Annotated in this window: 18 protein-coding genes; 16 read left to right on the top strand and 2 right to left on the bottom strand. The window is 59.2% G+C overall.

The window, feature by feature from the left end; genetic code table 11:
* Positions 1-495: 495 nt before the first annotated feature.
* The 4 genes from I4W07_RS07420 (at position 496) to I4W07_RS07405 (ending at position 9,147) form a co-directional block, all read left to right on the top strand.
* Positions 496-6,873, top strand: coding sequence for a discoidin domain-containing protein (locus I4W07_RS07420; RefSeq protein ID WP_195644883.1), 6,378 nt, complete (start codon positions 496-498; stop codon positions 6,871-6,873).
* Between the two features lie 289 nt (positions 6,874-7,162).
* A complete protein-coding gene (gene purE, locus I4W07_RS07415; RefSeq protein ID WP_006235810.1) occupies positions 7,163-7,627 on the top strand; it encodes a 5-(carboxyamino)imidazole ribonucleotide mutase in 465 nt (154 codons plus the stop codon).
* Positions 7,628-7,663: 36 nt separating this feature from the next.
* Complete coding sequence (locus tag I4W07_RS07410; protein WP_196026153.1) at positions 7,664-8,662, top strand: class B sortase; 999 nt, start codon at positions 7,664-7,666, stop codon at positions 8,660-8,662.
* Positions 8,663-8,730: 68 nt separating this feature from the next.
* On the top strand, positions 8,731-9,147 hold the full coding sequence (locus I4W07_RS07405; RefSeq protein WP_196026151.1) for a molybdenum cofactor biosynthesis protein MoaE: 417 nt from the start codon (positions 8,731-8,733) through the stop codon (positions 9,145-9,147).
* A gap of 106 nt (positions 9,148-9,253) precedes the next feature.
* Here the strand turns inward: I4W07_RS07405 and I4W07_RS07400 are convergent, their stop codons facing one another.
* Entirely contained in the window at positions 9,254-10,483 is a 1,230-nt protein-coding gene (locus I4W07_RS07400; RefSeq protein ID WP_196026149.1) for a putative ABC transporter permease, read from the bottom strand.
* A gap of 296 nt (positions 10,484-10,779) precedes the next feature.
* On the opposite strand from I4W07_RS07400, the gene I4W07_RS07395 reads away from it, so the two are divergent.
* The 12 genes from I4W07_RS07395 to I4W07_RS07340 all read left to right on the top strand — a co-directional run bounded on the left by I4W07_RS07395 (position 10,780) and on the right by I4W07_RS07340 (position 22,528).
* Positions 10,780-12,450, top strand: a complete 1,671-nt coding sequence (locus I4W07_RS07395) for an amidophosphoribosyltransferase (RefSeq protein ID WP_148331751.1) — start codon at positions 10,780-10,782, stop codon at positions 12,448-12,450.
* A 156-nt stretch (positions 12,451-12,606) separates the two neighbouring features.
* Complete coding sequence (purM, locus tag I4W07_RS07390) at positions 12,607-13,710, top strand: phosphoribosylformylglycinamidine cyclo-ligase (RefSeq protein WP_117655823.1); 1,104 nt, start codon at positions 12,607-12,609, stop codon at positions 13,708-13,710.
* On the top strand, positions 13,700-14,398 hold the full coding sequence (gene purN, locus I4W07_RS07385) for a phosphoribosylglycinamide formyltransferase (RefSeq protein WP_195544076.1): 699 nt from the start codon (positions 13,700-13,702) through the stop codon (positions 14,396-14,398). Before purM ends, purN begins: the two co-directional genes overlap by 11 nt.
* 275 nt (positions 14,399-14,673) lie before the next feature.
* Positions 14,674-16,140, top strand: coding sequence for an ATP-binding protein (locus I4W07_RS07380; RefSeq protein ID WP_196026147.1), 1,467 nt, complete (start codon positions 14,674-14,676; stop codon positions 16,138-16,140).
* Between the two features lie 30 nt (positions 16,141-16,170).
* Complete coding sequence (locus I4W07_RS07375) at positions 16,171-16,638, top strand: PTS sugar transporter subunit IIA (RefSeq protein ID WP_195246382.1); 468 nt, start codon at positions 16,171-16,173, stop codon at positions 16,636-16,638.
* Positions 16,639-16,860: 222 nt separating this feature from the next.
* The gene (locus I4W07_RS07370) at positions 16,861-18,081 is read left to right on the top strand and encodes a peptidylprolyl isomerase (protein WP_196026145.1); all 1,221 of its coding nucleotides are present in this window, start codon (positions 16,861-16,863) and stop codon (positions 18,079-18,081) included.
* Positions 18,082-18,135: 54 nt separating this feature from the next.
* The gene (locus tag I4W07_RS07365) at positions 18,136-18,579 is read left to right on the top strand and encodes a GatB/YqeY domain-containing protein (protein WP_196026143.1); all 444 of its coding nucleotides are present in this window, start codon (positions 18,136-18,138) and stop codon (positions 18,577-18,579) included.
* Positions 18,580-18,826: 247 nt separating this feature from the next.
* On the top strand, positions 18,827-19,558 hold the full coding sequence (locus tag I4W07_RS07360) for an amino acid ABC transporter ATP-binding protein (RefSeq protein WP_022094215.1): 732 nt from the start codon (positions 18,827-18,829) through the stop codon (positions 19,556-19,558).
* A gap of 8 nt (positions 19,559-19,566) precedes the next feature.
* Entirely contained in the window at positions 19,567-20,442 is an 876-nt protein-coding gene (locus I4W07_RS07355; RefSeq protein WP_196026142.1) for a transporter substrate-binding domain-containing protein, read from the top strand.
* Positions 20,443-20,467: 25 nt separating this feature from the next.
* Positions 20,468-21,214, top strand: a complete 747-nt coding sequence (locus I4W07_RS07350) for an amino acid ABC transporter permease (RefSeq protein ID WP_035136546.1) — start codon at positions 20,468-20,470, stop codon at positions 21,212-21,214.
* Positions 21,215-21,217: 3 nt separating this feature from the next.
* Entirely contained in the window at positions 21,218-21,856 is a 639-nt protein-coding gene (locus I4W07_RS07345) for an amino acid ABC transporter permease (protein WP_006235796.1), read from the top strand.
* A 48-nt stretch (positions 21,857-21,904) separates the two neighbouring features.
* Positions 21,905-22,528: a cytidylate kinase-like family protein gene (locus I4W07_RS07340; protein WP_196026140.1), complete on the top strand. Its 624-nt coding sequence runs from the start codon at positions 21,905-21,907 to the stop codon at positions 22,526-22,528.
* Between the two features lie 120 nt (positions 22,529-22,648).
* Here I4W07_RS07340 and I4W07_RS09280 read toward each other — a convergent pair.
* The coding region (locus tag I4W07_RS09280; protein ID WP_196026061.1) for an IS3 family transposase at positions 22,649-22,727 on the bottom strand (79 nt) is incomplete at its 5' end.

Here is a 22,727-nt window from a genome sequence, read left to right as displayed (position 1 = left end):
GCCCACCACCCTCTGTCAACCTTTCTATTCAAACCAAATCAGCCAACGTATGTCATAGCAATCCCCGGTAGGTCGCAGGGTGGCGGCTGAGCCTTTTCTTCGGGAAACTTCGCGAAGTCCAGTTCCCGAGGGAAAGGTATGGTCTGTGTAATACCAGATAAACAGTACATTTTTGCTTAATTGATATTTGGGAGAAGAACCAATTGGTGTGGCTTATTAAGCCCACTTTGCCATTGACGCTCATTTTAATACCACTAGGAGAATTCCGAACTTGGTTGCGCAACTGCTCCTGTATGCTGACTCAACCTAATAGGTGGATATCTGGTTACTATCAGTTGACCACTTGGTAACGGGTGGGCCCACTGCACGGAATGTACCGAACACCCCTCCCGTTTGATGCGTGCGCCATGCTGCAGGGCGTGCGTCCGCGACACTTCCGCATGTCGGAGGAAAGGAGTCCAGGTGTGTAGGAATTCCATTTTTACGAAACGGTGGGTGAAGGGAAGCGCGGTCCTCGTTGCCACTGCAGCGACGCTTGTGTTTGCCAATCCCCAGCAGGCGATTGCCACGCCACTCAAGGGTGTCGACTCAGCGACCGTGTCTCAGTCTGCCTCGAACGTCGTCGACATCGATTTCGCTGACGGCATCAAGGGCCGTATTACGTTCCTCGAGGACGGTATTTTCCGTTATAACGTCGACCCCAAGGGTGAGTTTTCCGAGTACGCCACGCCGCGCAGTAAGTCCCACACGGCTAAGATCCAGGCTCAGCCCGATACCTCGGACACCTACAGCAAGCCGAGTGCGACGGTTGCCGACAAGGGCGACACTATCGAGATCACCGGCGGAAAGGCGACCGTGATCCTGGACAAGGCGACTGGCAAGATGAGTATCAAGTCAGGCGACCGTGGCGTGGTTTCTGAGTCTGCGCCCCTCGACCTTGATAAGAAGGGTACCGTCCAGACGCTCGCCAAGGAGAAGTCCGAGAACTTCTTTGGCGGCGGCACCCAGAACGGCCGCTTCCTGCACACCAACCAGACCATCGCCATCTCCAACACTAACAACTGGACCGATGGCGGCGTTGCCTCGCCCAACCCGTTCTATTGGACGAGCGACGGCTACGGCGTGCTCCGAAACACGTTTGCAGAGGGTTCCTACGACTTCGGTTCCACGGACTCATCGACGGTCACGACTTTGCACAGCGAGAATGAGTTTGATGCCTATTACTTCGTGGCGACCAACGAGGGCGCCTCGAACGTGGCAACCGAGATGCTGCAGGACTACTACAAGGTGACCGGCAATCCGGTGCTGCTGCCCGAGTACGGTTTCTACCTGGGTCATCTTAATGCCTATAACCGTGATGGCTGGTCAACGACCTCGGGTCAAAAGAAGTGGGAGACCAAGGGCAGCAAGTCCTCGAGTGAGAAGGGCGACGTTAAATACGAGTCCGGCATGTCGACGGGCTACAAGCTCGACGGCACGCTTGCGGCCGAGACGCTCAACGGTGAGGGCCCTACGGTTGATACCGAGAACATGAAGGCGACCGATTTCGACCGCCAGTTCTCCGCCCGGCAGGTTATCGATGACTACGAGGACAACGACATGCCGCTCGGCTGGTTCCTGCCGAACGACGGTTACGGTGCTGGCTACGGCCAGAACGGTTACTACAAGACCGGCGGCGTCAACTCCGACGGAACGAGTTCTGCCGAGCGCCTCAACGCCGTGCGCGCCAACGTCGACAATCTTAAGAAGTTCACCGAGTATGCCAACTCCAAGGGCGTGAGCACCGGTCTCTGGACCCAGTCGAACCTCGAGCCCGATAGCAACTCCGAGACCCCGTGGCATCTGCTGCGCGATTTCGATTCTGAGGTTAAGACTGGTGGCATCACCACGCTCAAGACCGACGTCGCTTGGGTCGGCTCCGGCTACTCCTTTGGCCTCAACGGCATCAAGACGGCCTATGACACCGTGACCACCGGCGCCAACAAGCGCCCCAACATCATCACGCTTGACGGCTGGGCCGGCACGCAGCGCTTTGGCGGCATCTGGACCGGCGACCAGTACGGCGGTAACTGGGAGTACATTCGCTTCCATATCCCCACGTATATCGGCCAGAGCCTCTCGGGCAACCCCAACATCGGCTCCGATATGGACGGCATCTTTGGTGGCGATCCCATCATCTCCGCTCGCGACTACCAGTGGAAGACATTCACGCCCTCTATGCTTGACATGGACGGTTGGGGCACCTACCGCAAGTCGCCCATGACGCACGGCGATCCATACACGGGCATCTCGCGCTTCTATCTCAAGCTCAAAGCACAACTCATGCCCTATATCTACACGAGCGCGGCCTCGGCGGCCAACATCGACACGGGCAACGGCGATACCGGCCTTCCCATGATCCGCGCCATGCTGCTTTCCGACAACTCCGAGTACGCCGCAAGCACCTCGACGCAGTACCAGTACATGTTCGGTGAGAACTTCCTGGTGGCACCGGTGTATCAGGATACCCAGGCAGATGAGAACGGCAACGATGTCCGCAACGGTATCTACCTGCCCAACTACGGTACCGACGAGAATCCCACCATCTGGATTGACTACTTCTCGGGCAAGCAGTACCGCGGCGGTCAGGTCCTCAACAACTACGAGGCTCCGCTTTGGAAGCTGCCACTCTTTGTTAAGGCCAACGCCATCGTGCCGATGTACGCCGAGAACAACAACCCCGAGGCTGTGACCGAGACCAACACCAAGGGCACCAATCGCAGCCAGCGTATCGTCGAGTTCTTCGCCACCGAGGGTGAGGGCAGCTTTACGCAGTACGAGGATGACGGCTCCTCCATCGAGAACAACACGACCGAGGACGATTCCTACGGCACAATCGACAATATTTCCTACGGTGAGCATGTGAGCACCGTCTATAAGTCGAGCGTGGTGGGCGGCACGGCGACCTTTACCGCCGAGGCATCGCAGGGCGGCTACAGCGGCTACGACTCCAACCGCACCACGACCTTTGTGGCCAACGTCTCCGCCAAGCCCACGAGCGTCTCCGCCAAGAACGGCGGATCCGCGCTCAACGTGGTTGAGGTCGACTCGCAGGAGGCCTTTGACGCCGCGACCCCCGAGGCCGGCCAGGCGGTCTACTTCTACAACGAGACCCCCAACCTCAACCACTACGGTAGCGACGCAGGCAGCACCGAGGCAGAGCAGGGCGAGAGCTTCAACAACACCAAGATCACCACGAATCCCAAGGTCTACGTCAAGTTCGCGAAGACCGATGTCGCCACGGCAGCGCAGACGCTCGAACTGGGCGATTTCGTGAACGCCGATGCCACGCTCGCGGCCGACCGCTTCAACGAGAACCTCTCCGCACCCGCGAACCTTGCTGCCCCCGAGGACGCCACGACCCCCACGAGCATTAAGCTCACCTGGGGGAAGGTCGATGGTGCTACCTCCTACGACCTTAAGGTAGACGGCACTGTGTTCGCCGTGGGCGATGCGGCAGAATTCACGCATACCGATCTTGCCTACAACAGCAAGCATACCTACCAGATTCGTTCGCGCAACGCCGATGGCTACTCCGCATGGAGCGACGTGCTTGAGGCGAACTCTGCGCTCGACCCGTGGCGGAACGTGCCTGAGGCCGAGGAAATCACTTGGGAGGGCTCGCTCTACGGTAGCCATAAGGCCGAACTCGCCTTCGACCATGAGTTCCAGTCGGGCGACGGCGGTTTCCACTCCGGTGGCAACGATCTGGGCAAGGCGCTTACCGTTGACTACGGTCGCGCTTACAAGCTCGACAAGCTCGAGTACTATCCGCGCGATGATGCCGGTAACGGCACTGTGACCAAGATGCGCATCGAGACGAGCCTCGACGGCGTGCATTGGACGACGCAGGAGGTCGACTGGGAGCGCTCCGCCGCTTGCAAGACGGTGGCGTTCGACGGCGCCGTGGCCGCGCGCTACGTGCGTATGACGCCGCTCGCGTCCGTGGGCAACTTCTTCTCCGCCTCCGAGATCGCCATCTACAAGACCGACGGCACGGACGGCTTCGCTGTGGGCTCCAACCTCAACAAGGCCACGGTCTCCGACGGCGACTACTCCAACATGAAGAATTACCTGGGTCTTGAGAACCGCGAGCCCGACACCTCGACGTTCGACTCCCAGATCCGCGCCCACTTCGCCGACCTCAACGGCAACGGCGTCTACGACGTGTACGACTACTCCTTCACCATGGCGGCGCTCGACGGCGGCACCAAGCAAAAGGGCAAGGCTGCTGGCACCCTCGCGGTGATCCCGAGCAAGATGGAGGTCGAGGCCGGCGACGAGATCACGGTCGACGTCTACGCCACCGACGCCGAGAACATAAACGCGCTCGGTGCGCTCGTCAACTTCAACAGCGACCAGTTCGAGTATGTCTCCGAGAGCATCGCGCAGGATGCGTCGACGGCGGGCATGGAGAACCTCTCGCGCGAGAAAGTGCAGTTCACGGATGGCCACCAGACCATCAACCTGGCCTTCGCCAACCGCGGCGACGCCAAGCTCTTCAACAGTACTGGTGTGGTCGCGAGCTTTAAACTCAAGGCTAAGACGGCCGGCAAGGTCGAGCTGCCCTCGACGTCTTGGCTCGTCGGCCCGGCGTGCGACGCGCTCGAGTTCGTGAGTGATGGCACCGTGACGATGCCCGGTGTCCCGCAGCCCACCAAGTCCGAGTACGGCCGCGACGCCTTTGACATCACGATGACCAACGACGAGCTCCCCACCGACGACGGCACCAACGTCGAGAAGCTCATCCAGCAGAAGAGCTATGACGGACTGTTCGACAACAATGAGGGCGGCAACGACTTCGAGTTCCTGTGGAACTATGGGCCCAACTGGATCGACGGCAAGATGCCGACCTACGTCAAGCTGCCCGCCACGATGACGTTCGCCTTCAAGACGCCGTCGAAACTCGATAGCGTCGAGGTCGTTAACCGCAACGGTGGCAACGGCACCGTGCAGAAGATTAAGTCCGTCGTGACGTTCGAGGACGGCTCGACCCAGGAGTTCTCGGGAGGAAGCTTTGATTCCTATCAGGCTCGCTACGCCTTTGGCCTCTCTGCCGAGAACAAGGGCAAGAAGGCGACCAAGGTCGAGATCACGCCGCTTGAGGCATCGGGTGACCAGATGCTCACGCTGCGCGAGATCAACTTCAACTACACACAGGGTGTCGAGGCCATCGAGGGTGTCGAACTGGGCAAGAACCAGACCGAGTTCTTCGAGGGCGATGTGACGCTCGTCGACGCCAAGGCCACGCCCGAGAGCGCCGGCTACCCCTATGTGACGGTCGAGAGCTCCGATCCTTCTGTGGTGAGCGTCTCCGCTGTCCAGGCCGGCGATAGCGTGAGCTACTACCTGCGCGCCAACAAGGCCGGCAAGGCAACGATCACGGTGGCGTCGGTGCTCGATCCCTCCAAGACCGCATCCTATGAGGTCGAGGTCAAGGCTGGTGTCGACACCTCTGCGCTCATGGCAGCGCTTTCCAAGGCCGCGGGCTACAGCGAGTCCGTCTACACCAAGGATTCCTATGCAGCCCTCACCGCTGCGGTCGAGGCGGCTCAGAAGCTCCTCGATGGCGGCCAGGGCAGCTATAGCAAGAAGGATGTCGCAGACGCCACGGCCAAGATCGAGAAGGCAATCGACGGCCTCAAGATGCGCCCCGTCGATGAGAAGAGCCTCATCAACACGCCCGAGAACCGCGAGAACGTCAAGGTGACCGGCTTCTCGAGCGAGGCCGACTATGAGGGCAGCAACGCCGTCAACGCTCTTGACGGCGATGAGCAGACGCTCTGGCACAGCGACTGGGCCTATAAGGCCGGTATGCCCCAGTACCTGACCGTCGACCTGGGCCGCGACTACGATCTCACCGACGTCACGTTCCTGCCGCGCCAGGACGGCGGCACGAACGGCGATATCTTTGAGGCCGAGGTGCTGGTTTCCGACACCGCCGACGGTTATGAGATGGGCACCGCCACGTCGATGGGTACGTTTACCTTCGACAACGACGGCCGCGTGCTCACCGACCGTGGCGACTGGAAGCAGATGAGCTTTGGTGCCGCGCGCGGTCGCTACGTGACCGTCAAGGTGCTCCACGCCGGCGGTGGCAGCGTTGACGCCTACTGCAGCATGGCGGAGCTCAAGTTCTACGGTACGGCCGTTCCTAATCCGGTGGCGAAGGACGACCTCACTGCCGCGATTGAAAAGGTTGATGCCGAGGTTGCAGCCGGCGACCTTAAGGCCAGCGACTACACCGAGGCTTCCTGGACCGCGTTCCAGAACGCCTTGGCGAGCGCCCGCGCCATCCTGAACGACGAGAACGCCACGCAGGACGAGGTCGACCAGGCACTCAAGGCACTCGAGAGTGCTCGCGACGCGCTTGAGAAGACTCCGGTGACCCCGGTCGAGAACCCGACCAAGAAGCAGCTCAAGGCCTTGGTCAAGCAGGCGAAGGAGACTGACACCAGGGGCAAGACGGACGAGTCTGTCAAGGCCCTGACGGATGCCATTACCTACGCCGAGGACGTCTTGGGTGATGAGAATGCTTCCGACATCCAGCTCCAGGCGGCCTATGACCAGCTCAAGCTGGCCATTGAGAGCCTCAAGGATGCCGATTCCGGCAACCAGGGCGGCTCGGGCAACCAGGGTTCCGGCAATGGCTCAAACGGCGGCAACCAGGCGGGCAAGCCCGCAGGCGACAAGGCCCAGGGCAGCAAGAAGAGCGGTTCGGCGATCCCCAATACCGGCGACCAGACGGCGGCGACCGTCGCGGCCGTCGGTGGTCTTGGCGCCATCATCGCCGCGATCGGCGCTTTCTTCCATCGTCGCAGCAAGGCTAAGTAGTCCCAGCGACAACTAAGCAAACGTGCCCGCCGCTCCGTCAAGGACGGCGGGCATTGCTTTATTATTTCAGCCAACGTACGTCATGGCAATATCCGGTAGGTCGCAGGGCGCTTCGCGGGCGGGCCAGGCTTTATCTTCACTCCGGTTGCTTCGCAAAGTCGTTCAGATAGAGCCTGGCCCGCCCGCGAAGCGCCACAGAGACCGCAGGGACGGGAGCAGCTATACTACTCTCAGTAGTTAAGGGTCGCGGATTCGCCGCGTCACCGCTCTCAACAGGAGGTCTTTGTTTATGGCAGATCAGAAGCCGGTTGTCGGGATCATCATGGGCTCCAAGTCCGATTTGGGCGTTATGGAAGGTTGCACCGCCGAGCTCGAGGCGCTGGGCGTGCCCTATGAGCTCGTGATTGCAAGCGCGCACCGCACGCCGGCGAAGGTCCATGAGTGGGCCTCGACTGCTGCCGACCGCGGCATCAAGGTAATTATCGCTGCCGCCGGCAAGGCTGCTCACCTGGGCGGTGTCGTGGCTGCGTTTACGCCGCTGCCGGTCATCGGCGTGCCTATGAAGACGAGCGATCTGGGCGGTATGGACTCGCTGCTGTCGATGGTACAGATGCCTTCGGGCGTGCCCGTTGCCTGTGTGGCCATCAACGGTGCCAAGAACGCTGCCATTTACGCCACGCAGATTCTGGGCGCATGCGACCCCGAGTACCGCAAGGTTATCGAGAAGATGAAGCAGGAGATGGCTGACGCCTAAGCGCTCTGCCAGTCCATTTGTAGCATAAGGAGAGCCATGTCCGACTATCAGGGAAAGCGTTTTTCGGCTTCTCGGATTCCCGATCCAGCCAAGTCGGGAGCAGCCCGCGTGCCGCAGCAGGGTCGGATATCCTCTCCTCAGCAGCCACGCGCGCCGCGTCCCGTGACGCCGGCGAAGCATCGTCGTCAGGATGCACCTACTGCATATCGCCCTTCGTCATACAGCACGGCCAAGAAGTCACCTCGCTCTTCGGCGCATGCCGCGCCATCGAGCTATACTGAGCCGCCGCGCAAAAAGCGCCGCTCCGTCATTCCCATTCTGCTCATCATCATCGGCATTGGCCTGATCGTTGCTGCGGCCGCCATCTTTATCAACGCGCAGATTGGCTACAAGCAGGCGAGCGAGTCATATCAAAAAATCGAAAAGCAATATGTGAGCGACAAGGACGCCAGCGGCGTGCCGGTTATCGACTTCAATGCGCTTGCCCAGACAAATCCCGAGGTTGTGGGTTGGATTTACGCACCCGGCACCAACATCAACTACCCCGTGGTGCAGACCAACAACAACTCCAAGTACCTCAACACGCTGTTCGACGGCACCGCCAATGCCTCGGGAGCCATCTTCTTGGATAGCGACGACACCGCGCCGGGCATGGTGGATCAGCAGACCACGATTTACGGTCATCACATGAATGACGGATCGATGTTCAACGTGATTTCGGATACGACCGATCAGGCGACGTTCGACAGCATGGAATACGTGTACTACATCACGCGCGATGCGACGTATAAGTTGCGCCCGCTGGCGACCAAGGTGGTCGAGGACACGTATGCCAAGGCGCGCACGCCCAACTTTGAGGGCGATGACGGACTGAAGAACTATTTGTCCGAGATGCTCGACGGTGCCTCTGCCGTGGCGAGCGATGCCACCGATCGTGCCGCTTCGGCAACCAAGGTCGTAACGCTTGTGACCTGCCGTTCGCTGTCATTTAGCAATACGCGCGCAGTCATGGTGCTCACGCCGGTCGAGGAATAAATTGTTGAGAGTAGCTAAAAGAGCCCCGTCCCAAATGAGCTACTCGACGACGGTAAAAAGGAGAAATGATGCTTGAAAGTGGCAAATCGATGCCTTCGGTTGATGCTTGGCTGCGCGAAGCCAAGGCCGATGTTTCGGCGGCTGATTGTGGGATGTACCTGACACACAACGGCGTGGTGCGTGCGACGCCCAAGGCCGAGGTGCGTGGGGTCGAGACAGATGGTGTGGTGCCAGGCCACAAGGTGGGCGGCATGGTGTTTGGCTTCGATGCCGATAAGGTGCAGGCCGCTATCGAGGCAACGCGCGCGATGCCGGGTATCGGCTACGTGCGCGTGTGGTTGGCGAGCGGCGAGCTTGCCGTGGGCGACGACATCATGCTCGTGCTCATTGGCGGAGACATTCGCCCGCATGTGGTCGATGCGCTGCAGGCACTCGTCGGTACCATCAAAAATGAGTGTGTGAGCGAGGTCGAGCGCGAGGCGTAAGGCCTCGTCGGCAATCCGAGTCTGTCTATAGCGAAAGCCCGCCGGCAGTTCATGTAGATCTGCCAGCGGGCTTTGATGTGTTGGAGCTATTTTGCTCTGGCGTTTGCTACACGCGTGTGGCGTCCTTGGGGCTCATGGTCATACTCTGAAAACGGTTCTCCATATATTCGTTATCGAAATGCTTGTCATAGAACTGTGCGACGGGAATATTTCGAACGGTTCCGTTGACGCGCTGATACCAATAGTCGAGCGATTGCAACGTCATGACGCCGTCGATCAACATGACGGCGGTCAGGATGACGGTAGCAGAGTAGCGGCGTTTCCATGGAATCATATTGATGAGCTTAAGCAGGCGCGGCAGCAAGACCTTGATCCAGATGAGGCCACCCAGGCCCCACATGCAGGCAAACGGCGTGCATGTGCGTCCCCCGGTCAATACCGCGATGGGATCGGGCATGCCGAATAGCCTAATGTGTGAATAGCTCCACGACACCACGCCAAATGAGGTCTGCATAAACCAGCCTACAAACACCTCGAAAGCGCCGCCGATCAGGGCACTTACCAGGAAAATGATCAGAGGATTCTTTTTATAGAAGCGGTTGAGCGCCATGGTCATGAGCACCGCGCCAAATCCGTAGATGGGGCTAAAGGGGCCAAATAGCATACCGGCACGGTCCTGATAGACGCCGGGATCGACGACGACCATATGCCAGACTTCCTCGAGAATGAGACCTAACACGCTGCAGACGAAGAATACCCAGAACAGGTTGAAGTAGTTGAGCTTGATGTAGCCCTCGCCGGTTTCGTCGCGGCCGAGCATCCCCTCGGCGGCGGCATCGCGGTCGAGCATCTCTTGCAGACGGCGCTGCAGTTCGCGCTCCTGGCGTAGCGTGGGGTCGACGGTGGCCGACAGCGCAATGAGGATGACAAGCTGGACGGCGGGGCGCAGCAGGAAGGGTCCGATGCCCTGGAGCATCACGTCAACTAAAAGCTCCACGACGGTAAATGCGATGAGGACGTAAGACAGGCGGGCGGCATTGCGCCGCTGGTCCTTGATGAGGTCCAGGCCAAAGACGATCAAGATGATCGCGCTTGCCACCGAGAGCATAATGCCGGCGACGATAAGGCCAACCGCGACCAGGGTGTTATCACCGAGCTTAGCGGCGACGTTGCCGTTAATGAGTGCGGTGATGACCTGCCACATAAAGACGGCGACTGACGGGAGCGTGCCCACGCCAGATAGGGTGCACAGGACTGCGTAGACCTTGATGATAAGGGGGATCTTCTTGGCCTCCGTGGTGCTGGGGACACTGGGGTCGAGTTGATTTCGATCCATACGCTACCTTTCTCGTCTTGTAGTAGTCTACAAGGATACGCCGACGACCAGCTAAAAGACAGGACGAACGTCCCAATTGCAACAATGTAGTCCCTAGCGCGGGCGAGACACGGCGCACGGGAAGTCTTCGAGGCCGTTGCCCCTGAGAGTGGACTACCCAATAAAATGTTTGGTCGCAAAACGGATAATAAGCTCGGTGGGCTTTTAAAAAGCGCTGCTCATGCGCGGGGGAGCGCGTCGCGCCGTGCGTATAATAAGGCGGGTAACGCCAAAATACGAGGCTCTGAGGGGATGCCATGTCTCAAGAAACCATCCGCGCGGCCGAGCGTGCCGCGGGACAGGTGAACGCCATGTCGACGTATGATCCGGACTCTGACCAGCTGCATGAGGAATGCGGCGTTTTTGGTGTCTGGGCGCCCGATCGCGACGTGGCTCGACTGACGTACTTTGGCCTGCGTGCACTGCAGCATCGCGGCCAAGAATCGGCGGGAATCGCCGTTGGTGACGGCGGTACGGTTATGGTCCGCAAGGATCTGGGCCTGCTCGACCGCGTGTTCTCCAATGCCGACTTGTCGACGCTCTCCGGTCAGCTGGCCGTGGGTCATGTGCGCTACGGCACCGCCGGCGCCAAGAGCTGGGAAGCCTCTCAGCCGCACCTCTCTACCATCAATAGCGTCATTATCGCGCTCGCGCACAACGGCACCCTCGTCAACACCGACGAGCTGCGTCGCCAGCTGATCGAGCTGGGCGTACCGTTCCTCTCCAACTCGGATTCCGAGGTCGCGACCAAACTCATCGGCTACTTTACTCAGCGTACTGGCCATCTGCGCGAGGGCATTCGCAAGACCATGGAGCTCGTGCGCGGCGGCTACGCCATGACGCTCATCAACGAGCAGGCGCTCTACGCATTCCGCGATCCGCACGGCATTCGCCCGCTCGTGCTGGGCAAGCTGGTGGATGAGGGCCTGGACCAGGCCGATGCCGCATCCGTTTCGCAGCTACCGTCGCAGGACGGCGCCGCGACGGTCGACGCCACCACCCATGTCACGCGCGCCGGCGGCTGGGTCGTTGCCTCCGAGACCTGCGCGCTCGATATCGTGGGCGCCGAGTACGTCCGCGACGTCCGTCCCGGTGAGATTTTGCGCATCAGCGCCGAGGGCCTTGTGTCCGAGCAGGGCGTGCCTGCCGCCGAAGAGCCTGCTAACTGCATTTTTGAGCAGGTCTACTTTGCTCGCCCCGATTCCATCATGAACGGCAAGAGCGTCTACGCCTGCCGTTATGACATGGGTCGTCAGCTGGCACATGAGGAGCCCGTCGAGGCCGACCTGGTCATCGGCGTGCCCGACTCCGGCCTGCCGCCCGCGGAGGGCTATTCGCACGAGAGTGGCATTCCCTTTGGCGAGGGCCTCATCAAGAACCGCTATGTGGGCCGTACGTTTATCGAGCCTACGCAGGAGCTGCGTGCCATGGGCGTGCGTATGAAGCTCAACCCGCTGCGTGACAACATCGAGGGCAAGCGCCTGGTCGTCATCGACGACTCCATCGTGCGCGGCACCACCATGGTGCAGCTCGTCAAGATGCTGCGCAACGCCGGCGCCAAGGAGATTCATATCCGCATCAACTCGCCCGAGGTCATCTGGCCGTGCTTCTACGGCATCGATACCGACGTGCAGTCGCAGCTTATCAGCGCCAACAAGACGGTCGACGAGATTTGCGAGTATATCGGCGCCGATTCGCTGGCCTTCCTTTCGGTCGAGGGCCTGCTTAAGGTCATGCCCAAGGGCGGTTACTGCGATGCGTGCTTTACCGGCCGCTACCCCGTGGCGATTCCCGAGAGCTTTGGCCGCGACAAGTTCATGGAGGGCTTTAAGCCCCGCAACCTGGACAAGCCGCTGCACTTTGATGACGACGCCGTGGTCGAGAAATACGACGATCGCAGCTGGGAAGAGGAACACGGCGAGGCCTAAAACATGCCAAAAAGGGACAGGTTTATTTTGGTAGGTTTTACCTGCTGTTTTGTTGATATGACGGCGCGTGCTGTTATGGCACGCGCCGAAATGAACGCAACTATGAGCACCGTTTGGCGCCCGGGCGGCGGACGGTAGTGGGAGAGGAAGGCTCAGATGAGCGACAGCAAGCATGTGACGTATGAGGATGCCGGCGTCGATACCGCCGAGGGCGGCCGCGCCGTTGACGCTATTAAGCAGATGGTTAAGGACACCAACCGTCCCGAGGTCATCGGCGGCATCGGTGGCTTTGGTGGCCTGTTCTCGGCTGCCGCGCTTAAGGATATGGAAGACCCGATTCTGATTAGCGGTACCGACGGCGTGGGCACCAAGCTCGTGCTCGCCCAGATCATGGACCGTCACGAGACGGTGGGCCAGGACCTGGTTGCTATGTGCGTCAACGACATTCTGGCTTCGGGTGCCGAGCCGCTGTTCTTCCTGGACTACGTTGCCATCGGCCACATCGAGGCCGAGCACATGGCAAAGATCATCAAGGGTGTGGCCGACGGCTGCAAGCTCGCGGGCTGCGCGCTCGTGGGCGGCGAGATGGCCGAGCACCCCGGCGTCATGGCTCCTGCCGACTACGACCTTGCCGGATTTACCGTGGGCGTCGTCGACCGTCCCAAGATGCTCGACCCTGCGAACGTCCGCCCCGGGGACGTGATCCTGGGCCTGCCTTCCACCGGCGTGCACTCCAACGGCTACTCGCTCGTGCGTAAGGTCATTGGCGTCGACGGTATTAAGCCGGGCACGCCCGAGGCTGCCGCTAAGGCCGAGGAGCTGAGCCGCCCGCTCGAGGAACTCGGCGGCGCATCGCTGGCAGACGCCCTGTTGGCCCCCACGCGCATCTATGTCAAGCCGATTCTGGAGCTGCTGCGCGGTGGCGCTCCGGTGCACGCCATCGCCCACATCACCGGCGGCGGCATCACCGAGAACCTCAACCGCGCGCTCGCCGACGACGTCGACGCCGTGGTCACCCGCAACGGCGCCGAGATGGGTTGGGACGTTCCGCCCGTCATCACCTACGTGTCGCGCCAGGCCGAGCTCGCGCCCAACGAGGCATGCAAGACCTTCAACATGGGCGTTGGCCTGTGCCTGATCGTCGCCCCCGAGGACGAGGCTGCCGTGACCGAGGCCCTGGTCGCGCTGGGCGAGAAGCCGTTCCGCGTGGGCGAGTGCGTCGAGGGCTCCGGTAAGGTCGTGTACTCCGATGAGCGCTAACGAGCAGATGGCTGCTGCCGCGAGCCTGGGCTTTGTGCCCTACACCCGTCCGACCGGCACCGATACGGCCGAGCCGCTCAAGATCGGTGTGCTCATCAGCGGTTCGGGTACCAACCTGCAGGCGCTGATCGATCTGATCGCCGCCGGCAAGCTCAACGCTTCGATTGAGCTTGTGGTGTCGAGCCGTCCTTCGGCTAAGGGTTTGCAGCGCGCTGAGCGCGCGGGCATCCAGACGCTCACGCTGTCCAAGGATGTCTATGCCGACCCCATCGCCGCCGACGAGATCATCGCGCACGAGCTGCTCGAGCGCGGCTGCGAATATGTGGTCATGGCCGGTTACATGCGCATGGTGCACACGCCGCTGCTGGCGGCGTTTCCCAACCGCGTGGTCAACTTGCATCCGGCACTGCTGCCGAGCTTTACCGGCGCGCATGCGATCGACGATGCCTTTGCGCGCGGCGTCAAGGTAACCGGTGTGACCGTGCACTTTGCCAACGAGATCTACGACAACGGCCCCATCATCGCCCAGCGCGCGCTGGCTGTCGAGGAAGGTTGGGATGTCGACACGCTCGAGGAGCACATCCACGCGATTGAGCACGTGCTGTATCCCGAGGTCGTGCAAATGCTCGCCGACGGCCGCGTCCACGTGCTGGAGAGCGGCAAGGTCGCCGTGGATCCTGTGAAATAATTACCCGCTTGTAAAGGCGGTTAGGCATATCGAAGAAGCCTAACCGCCGTTTTTATTGCGCTTTATGCTGCTTGATTTAGCTGGAATTGAATAGGCTGCTCTTCTTGCCTGTCAATTACAGTAGTCGACTCTCATGTGGAATGCCGAGCTTCCGGCATGAGATTATCTGGGAAAACGACCAGAAAACTTGGCATTCGGCTTTAAATTGCGCATAATTCTATTTATCATCTATTTAACATTTTGTTATCAAAAATGAGCGCAAGGAGGCTGGCTCAATGGGTGAAGCAGATGGCATGGAGCTGATTTATTCACTCGTCGGTTATCCTGATGAAACCGAGTGGCTTGAATTTAAAGAAGGCAATAGCGATCCCGTTAGAACGGGGCGTGACATCTCGGCGCTTGCCAATGCTGCCGCTTACTGCGGCCGCGCATATGCCTATAAGATCTGGGGCGTGAGCGACGGTACGCATGAGCTTGTGGGCACCCAGTTCAACCCATATCACGCAAAGGGTAAGGGAAACCAAGAGCTTTTGATGTGGCTCAAGCTTGCGCTCTCAAACAATGCGAATTACGAGTTTGCGGTTATTGATCATGAGACAAAGCACTTTGTGGTGTTGAAAGTGCACGCCGCGAGCGCTCAGCCGGTCTATTTTGATAAGACAGCCTACATTCGAGAGGGCTCTTCGACGGCAGAACTGGTTCCCGGTAGTGCACGAGAGGCGGAGCTGTGGCGTCGCTTACAGTCAGGGAACGCGGAGCTCGCTGTAGTTGAGAGAGATCTGACATCTCGAGAGGTCGCCGAAATACTAGATGTTGATGCGTATTTTGAGTTGTGCAGATTGAGAAGACCTGTCGATTTGGACGGAGTGATGCTTGCTCTTTGTGAACAAGAGCTGATTCGTCGTCAAGATAACGGCCGATATAGTGTGACGCGCTTGGGAATGCTTCTGGTGGGAAAAAAGCTCTCTCGCTACCCGGAGCTCAGGAAACGCATGCTGCGAATCGTGCGATATGCGGGAAAAGGCAGTTTTGACATTGTCGGGGATACTGAAATCGACAAGGGCTACGCTTTGGCGCTTCCACAGGCTGAACAGCTGGTCATGTCGATGATTCCGGCTGTTGAGGCACTGGATGGCGCATTTCGACGTATTCAGACGGCTTATCCTCAAAGGGCGATTCGCGAGTTACTATCAAACGCCGTGATTCATCAAGACATTGCTGACAATACGGCGGGGCCTCTTGTTGCGATTTACGACAATCGCATTGAGTTCTCTAATCCCGGGACAACGCTTATTCCGGCAGAACGAGTGCTCAACGCCCAGCCGAAAACGCGAAATTCGATGATAGCGTCCCTCATGCGCCAAATGGATCTTTGCGAAGAAGGCGGTACAGGCTGGGATTTAATCGTAGATTCGCTCGAAAAAGCCGGCATGCCTTCACCGGTTATCAAGAGTGAGGGCGGGCTGGGAACGCTCGTGACGCTCTATTGCGACTGTCCGTATACTCGAATGAAAAAAAGTGAGCGAAAAAACGCCGTGTACTGGCATGCCTGTCTTTTGTATGCCCAAGGTGAGTCGATGAGCAATCAGTCGCTGCGAGAGCGTTTTGGACTTTCCGATGAAAAGAAAAACACGGTGGCGATGTCTCGTCTAATCAAAGAGTGCCTGGAAGAGGCATTGATAAAGGAAGAGGACGAGGACGCGGGTTCCAAATACAAAAGGTATATTCCGTATTGGGCCTAAAGACAGGGAATGAAAAGAAGGAGGCGGCTTATGTCTGGTAATAACGAAGCGCTGTTTACGCCTGAGTTGGTGTTTTTTGATTGGGAGTGTGCGACGCCGGATGAGGTGTTCGCGCGGCTTGAGGGCGAGCTTGCACCACATGGCTACATTGCATCCGGTTGGCTCGATGCCGTCCGCACGCGCGAGGATGCCTATCCCACGGGTCTCGCTATGCCGGCGGCAAACATTGCCATTCCGCATACCGATCCGGGGTTTGTGGCCAAGCCCTATATCGCGGTGGTGAAGCCCGCCGCGCCCGTGACATTTAACGCTATGGCTGGCATGGGCGCTCCGGTGCCGGCGCAGATCGTCATCAATCTGGGCATCGCCGAGCCGGGCGGCCAGGTCGAGGCCCTGCAGGCACTCATGAACATCTTTATGGGCGCCGATGCCGCAGCCGACGTGCTCGGCCAGACCACGCCCCAGGGCATGGTCGACGCCATCCGCCGCCACTTCTAAGGTGGGGCTGAGTCGGCACTTGGGGACGTTCCTTTTCTGCCGGCAGTTAGGGACAGTTCCCAAGTGTCGGCACATAAAGAACGTCCAACTGCCAAGTGCCACATCTGTCCCCTTTGCACCAAAATGGTGCAGATTAATCTGTCCCCAATGCACCAAGCGTGCCGCGGGGGCTGCGTTGTGACACAATGGCGTTTGTTCGATTCGTTATGCGAAAGGCCAACTATGGCAAATAAGAAAAAGAACTCCGAGGCCGCGCCGACGCCCGAGCAGCAGGCCCGCGCTGCCTCCAGCTCTCGCAAGAAGCAGCGCAAGACGTACGTGTCTAAGACCGTCAAGATCGTTCTGGTGGTCATCGGCGTGCTGGCGATGCTGCTTTCCGTCTCGGCGATGGCGTGCTCCGGCCTTATGTCGCAGGCTGAGGACACCTCGGGCTACAAGCTGACCGGCGGTGTTGCTGCCACTATCAACGGCACCAACCTTACCGAGGACACCGTGACCAAGCAGATCATGAGCATGCGCACGTCCTACGGCTACACCAAGGATGAGGATTGGGCGCAGTATCTGGTTGACAACGACCTCACGCCCAAGAAGTACCGCAAGCAACTCATCGACTCCTACACGCAGCAGATTCTGCTTCAACAGGCACAGAAGGAGAACGGCGTGACGGTGTCGGACGAGGAGGTCGAGAAGGCTTGGGAGGACGCGTGCAAGAGCGCGGGCGGAGCCAAGGCCTTTAAGAAGACCCTCAAGACCTACGGCTATACCGAGGACACCTACAAGGACTCGCTCAAGGAGAGTCTGGCGCAACAGAAACTCAAGGATGCCGTCGCGCCCACGAGCAAGCCCAAGGACAGCGAGATTGTCGATTACATCAACGAAAATCTGTCCAGCTACAACGACGCCCGCCGCTCGTCGAACATCCTGATCAAGGTTGATTCCGACGCTTCCGACGAGGACAAGGCTGCCGCCAAGGCCAAGGCGCAGGAGTGCCTGGACAAGATCAACTCCGGTGAGCTGAGCTTTGAGGACGCCGTTGAGCAGTACTCCGAGGACACCGGTTCCAAGGAGAAGAAGGGCGATGTGGGCTGGGATAAGCTCACCACTTTCGTCGACAGCTACCAGACGGCGCTCGAGGGACTCAACAAGGGCGACGTGAGCGAAGTCGTCGAGTCGACCTATGGCTACCACATCATCAAGTGCACCGACTACTTCCATGTCGATAATCAGGTTGATGACATCAACCAGGTGCCCAAGGACATCAAAAAGTACGTCTCCAACGTGGTGAAGACGCAAGCGGCCAGCACCGCGTACAGCGAGTGGCTGGAGCAGTACAAGAAGGATGCCGACATCACCGTCAACCCCATGCCCAAGGACGTACCCTATAACGTGAGTCTGAAGGGCGTCACCAAGAGTTCGACCGACGATTCGTCGAAGACTGAGTAACCATGGGGCGGTGCTCGCGTGAGTGCCGCCCACGCTATTAGAGAGGATTCGCAGATGACCAACGAAGAGCTGCAGAAGGAAATGATTGCGGCCATGAAGGCCAAGGACAAGGTTCGCCTGTCCATCATTCGCCAGGTTAAGGCCGAGGTGAAGAATATCGAGGTCAATGAGCGCCGCGATGTGACCGAGGAAGACGTCAACAGCATGATCAAGCGTCTGATCAAGCAGACGAGCGAGACGCTGGAGATGTCCATCAAGGCCGGCACCGACCAGGAGCGTACCGACAACCTGACCGAGCAGGTCGAGATTCTGGAGAGCCTGCTGCCCGCGCAGGTTTCGGGCGAGGAGCTCGAGGCCCTGATCGAGCAGGTCATCGCCGAGCTGGGCGCTACTTCCAAGAAGCAGATGGGCCAGGTCATGGGAGCACTCGGCAAGGCCACCGGCGGCAACTTCGATAAGCCTGCCGCGGCAAAGATCGTCGGAGCAAAGCTGGCTTAAGGGCCGAGCGGTACATAGTTGATGTTAAGGGGACGTGACCATTGCGGTCGCGCCCCTTTTTGCTGGGCTGGGCAATCATTGGGGACGGGCTTAAATGAGTGCCCAATGAGCAGGTACTCATTTAAGTCTGTCCCCAATGACTAGGTGGAAGGTTGCGGGTTCTTTACGGGAATGTAGTGTGGGCTGCGGAAACGTGGTTCTTTCCGTACAATAGTTCAACTCATGTAAACGCAGGGAAGGGACATTCATGGCAGACATGATCGAGATTAAGCATCTCAACAAGTACTTTGGCGACCTGCATGTGCTCAAAGATATCAACCTCACCGTCAAGCGCGGCGAGAAGCTCGTAATGATTGGGCCTTCCGGCTCGGGTAAGTCGACGCTCATCCGTTGTGTCGATTATCTTGAGGAGCCCACATCGGGCGAGGTCGTCATCGACGGTACGCCGCTCACCAAAAAGAATCACCTGGAAATGGCTCGCAAGTATAGTTCCATGGTGTTTCAGCAGTTCAACCTGTATCCCAACATGACGGTACTGGGCAACTTGACGCTGGCGCCCATCAAGCTGCAAAAGAAGAGCAAAGAGGAGGCGACCGAGATCGCCATCGCCGCGCTCAAGCGCGTCGGCATGGCGCATAAGGCCGGCGAGTATCCGCAGAACCTCTCGGGAGGTCAGCAGCAGCGCATCGCCATCGCCCGTGCCCTGTGCACCAAGCAGCCCATCATCCTGTTTGACGAACCGACCTCGGCGCTCGACCCCGAGATGGTCCAGGAAGTCCTGGACGTTATGATTGAGCTCGCGCAGGAGGACATCACCATGATCTGCGTGACGCACGAGATGGGCTTTGCGCGCCAGGTGGCCGACCGCGTCATCTTTATGGAGGACGGCCGTATCCTGGAGGAGGGCACACCCGAGCACTTCTTCGATAACCCCGAGAACCCGCGCTGCCGCGAGTTCCTGTCCAAGATTCTGCACTAGGCGCGGTGATGGACATGACGGATATGACGAGGGCGGCCGTGTCGCGCCGTCACTTTTTGCAGCTGGCGGGCGCCGGCATGCTCGCGCTGACGGGGACCGCGCTTATCGGTTGCGGCAACTCCACCAGCGGCGAGGGCTCCGACAAGGGGTCCAAGCTTGCGGCCATCAAGTCGCGTGGCCATCTGAATGCCGGCGTTAAGAAGGACGTTCCCGGCTACGGTTATTACGACACCGCCAAGGGCCGCTTTGAGGGCATGGAAGTCGATTTGTGCTACCAGATCGCCGCTGCCGTCTTTGGCGTGAGCTACAAGGAGGCCCGCGCCCGGGAGCTTGTCGAGTTTACCGACGTAACGCCCAAGACACGCGGCCCGCTGATCGATAACGGCCAACTCGACGTGGTCGCGGCGACCTACACCATCACCGACGAGCGCAAGAAGAGCTGGGATTTCTCGACGCCGTATCGCACCGACTACGTGGGACTCATGGTCAAGAAGCGTTCGGGCTTTACCTCGATTGAGGATCTGGATGGCAAGGTCATTGGCGTGAGCCAAGGTGCCACCACGCAGGGCCTGATCGAGCAGATGATCAAGGACAACGGCTTTAGCTGCAAGCCCGAGTTTAGGGCCTTTAGCGGCTACCCCATCATCAAGAGCTCGCTCGACGCCGGCAATATCGACGTCTTTGCCATGGACCGCTCCACGCTGGCCGGTTACATGAACGAGACCGTTGAGCTGCTGCAGCCCGAGGTCAAGTTTGGCGAGCAGGGCTACGGCGTGGCGACCAAGAAGGGCTGCGACCTTTCGGCCGTGGTCGATCAGGTGATTTGCGATCGCCTGGCCGATGGCTGGCTCGACCAAGAGGTCAAGACCTGGGGTCTTGTATAGGCGCATCGTCCAAGGAAGGAATCAAATGCTCGAAGGATTGTTTGACGCCGACCGCTGGTCGACGACATTTCAAAACATGGGGCCCTTCTGGGAGGGCTTTGGCGTGACGCTGCAGGTGGTCGTTGCCGGTCTGCTGCTGTCGCTGGTGCTGGGCACGCTGCTGGGCGTGTTCTCTACCACTCGCTCGCGCGTGCTGCGCGCCATAAGCCGCGTGTACGTGGAGTTTTACCAGAACACCCCGTTGCCCGTACAGGTGCTCTTTATGTACATGGCCGGTCCGCAGTTTTTGCAGGCCATAACCGGTGCCGACCAGCCGGTGCGCATCGCGCCGTTCGTGCTGGGCTTCTTGGGCGTGGGCCTGTATCACGCGGCCTACATTTCGGAGGTCATCCGCACCGGTATCGAGGCGGTTCCGCGCGGTCAGATGGAGGCGGCCCAGAGCCAGGGCTTCACCCGTGCGCAGGCGTACTGGTACATCGTGCTGCCTCAGACATTCAAGATCATTCTGCCGCCGCTGTGTAACCAGGCGCTCAACCTGGTCAAGAACACGTCGGTGCTGGCGCTTGTGGCCGGCGGCGACCTTATGTACCGTTCCGACAACTTTGTGAGTCTGTACGGTTACCTGCAGGGATACATCGTCTGCTGCCTTATGTACTTCATCATCTGCTTTCCGCTCGCCATGCTGGTGCAGTGGCTCGAGCGCCGCTCCAAGGAGCGCCCGCGCGGCGTGAGCCTGGCCGAGCTGGGGCTCGACAACGTAGAGGAGGCCTAGCGCATGGAAATCTTCAACGCGACCAACCTGCTCTACATTTGGGGCGGCTTTGTTAAGACGATCGAGATCTCGGCGCTGTCGATTTTTTTCTCGCTCATCTTTGGCACGGTGCTGGCGCTTGTTAAGAGCTATGCGCCCCGCCCGTTCCGTATTTTGGTGAGCGCCTATATCGAGCTGTTCCGCTGCACGCCGAACCTGCTGTGGATCCTGTTTATCTACTTTACGGTGCAGGGTTTGGACATTGTGATTTCGACCATCGCCTTTACGCTGTTTACCAGCGCTGTTATGGCCGAGATTGTGCGCGGCGGCCTCAACTCGATTCCGCGTGGCCAGTTTGAGGCGGCGCAGAGCCAAGGCTTCGGCTTCTTTGCCACCATGCGCTACATCATTCTGCCGCAGACGTTTAAGACGATCATTCCGGCGCTGTTTAGCCAGTGCACGACCGTCATCAAGGACAGTTCGTATCTTTCGGGTATTAACGTGGCCGAGCTCATGTACACGGCAAACGTCGTGATGGCCCACGCGATCGACCTGTCGCAGGTGCTTATGCTCTACGGCCTGGTATTTGCGATGTACTTTGTGCTCAACTTTGGTATCTCGTTGCTGGTTCGCGCATATCAGAGGCGAATGGTGGCAGCGTAGAATGTGGCAAAGGGACAGCCCCTTTGTCACATAGAGAAAGGAATCGCGATGAGCGATCTGGAGAACAAGAAGAATCCTGTGGTCATTACCATCGCGCGCGACTTTGGCGCCGAGGGCCACGAGATTGGTCGCATGCTTGCCGACGAGTTGGGGATTCCGCTGTACGATAACGAGCTGCTGGTGCGTGCGTCGCTGCGCGTGGGCGAGTCGCTCGACAAGATGGCTGCCTACGACGAGCGCCTGGCCGTGGAGAACATGGCGTTTCTGCCCGACCGCTACGATGCGCGTTCGTACTCGGATAAGCTGTTCCAAAAGATGAGCCAGGTGATTTTGGATCTGGGCGAGACTGAGAGCTGCATTATCGAAGGCCGTCTGTCCGATTACCTGCTGCGTAACAACCCCAACCACATTGCCGTGTTGGTGACCGCACCCTTTGAGGACCGCGTCGAGATCGTGCGCAAGAAGCGTGGCCTTAATAAAAAGAAAGGCGCCAAGCTGGTCAAGCAGCAGCAGAAGGCGCGCGAGGCGTTCTATAAGCGCTATAGCGCCGGAAAGTGGAAGATGACGAGCGGCAAGGATATCGTCGTCAACCGCGCCAAGTTGGGACGCGAGGGTTGTAAAGACGTTATCGCCGCTGCCTACCGCTACAAGGTGGCACAGCTCGAAGGCTAACCGACCAAAACCACCATAAAGGGGACAGGCACCTTTGTGGTGGTCGGGCGGTCGGCATAGAAAAAGTCCCCGCCGGGCGTGTTGAACTGCACCCCAAAACTTGGACGGCTTAAATAAAAGCTACGCCGCAAGGGACTGGCTCCGGAACTCCTCCGGGGTCAGTCCCTTCAGTTTAACCTGGCGCCTCCTCGTGTTCCAA

This window comes from Collinsella aerofaciens, assembly GCF_015670745.1.
Classification (GTDB): Bacteria; Actinomycetota; Coriobacteriia; order Coriobacteriales; family Coriobacteriaceae; genus Collinsella; species Collinsella aerofaciens_T.
The sequence above is the reverse complement of the archived record's forward strand: the minus strand, read 5'-3'. Positions and strand labels throughout refer to the sequence as shown.

What these genes read in the sequence shown, in the direction of transcription:
- purE (WP_006235810.1), top strand. Translation starts at nt 7,163, where the DNA reads ATGGCAGATCAGAAGCCGGTTGTCGGGATCATCATGGGCTCCAAGTCC.
- I4W07_RS07410 (WP_196026153.1), top strand. Translation starts at nt 7,664, where the DNA reads ATGTCCGACTATCAGGGAAAGCGTTTTTCGGCTTCTCGGATTCCCGAT.
- I4W07_RS07405 (WP_196026151.1), top strand. Translation starts at nt 8,731, where the DNA reads ATGCTTGAAAGTGGCAAATCGATGCCTTCGGTTGATGCTTGGCTGCGC.
- I4W07_RS07400 (WP_196026149.1), bottom strand. Translation starts at nt 10,483, where the DNA reads ATGGATCGAAATCAACTCGACCCCAGTGTCCCCAGCACCACGGAGGCC.
- I4W07_RS07395 (WP_148331751.1), top strand. Translation starts at nt 10,780, where the DNA reads ATGTCTCAAGAAACCATCCGCGCGGCCGAGCGTGCCGCGGGACAGGTG.
- purM (WP_117655823.1), top strand. Translation starts at nt 12,607, where the DNA reads ATGAGCGACAGCAAGCATGTGACGTATGAGGATGCCGGCGTCGATACC.
- purN (WP_195544076.1), top strand. Translation starts at nt 13,700, where the DNA reads ATGAGCGCTAACGAGCAGATGGCTGCTGCCGCGAGCCTGGGCTTTGTG.
- I4W07_RS07380 (WP_196026147.1), top strand. Translation starts at nt 14,674, where the DNA reads ATGGGTGAAGCAGATGGCATGGAGCTGATTTATTCACTCGTCGGTTAT.
- I4W07_RS07375 (WP_195246382.1), top strand. Translation starts at nt 16,171, where the DNA reads ATGTCTGGTAATAACGAAGCGCTGTTTACGCCTGAGTTGGTGTTTTTT.
- I4W07_RS07370 (WP_196026145.1), top strand. Translation starts at nt 16,861, where the DNA reads ATGGCAAATAAGAAAAAGAACTCCGAGGCCGCGCCGACGCCCGAGCAG.
- I4W07_RS07365 (WP_196026143.1), top strand. Translation starts at nt 18,136, where the DNA reads ATGACCAACGAAGAGCTGCAGAAGGAAATGATTGCGGCCATGAAGGCC.
- I4W07_RS07360 (WP_022094215.1), top strand. Translation starts at nt 18,827, where the DNA reads ATGGCAGACATGATCGAGATTAAGCATCTCAACAAGTACTTTGGCGAC.
- I4W07_RS07355 (WP_196026142.1), top strand. Translation starts at nt 19,567, where the DNA reads ATGGACATGACGGATATGACGAGGGCGGCCGTGTCGCGCCGTCACTTT.
- I4W07_RS07350 (WP_035136546.1), top strand. Translation starts at nt 20,468, where the DNA reads ATGCTCGAAGGATTGTTTGACGCCGACCGCTGGTCGACGACATTTCAA.
- I4W07_RS07345 (WP_006235796.1), top strand. Translation starts at nt 21,218, where the DNA reads ATGGAAATCTTCAACGCGACCAACCTGCTCTACATTTGGGGCGGCTTT.
- I4W07_RS07340 (WP_196026140.1), top strand. Translation starts at nt 21,905, where the DNA reads ATGAGCGATCTGGAGAACAAGAAGAATCCTGTGGTCATTACCATCGCG.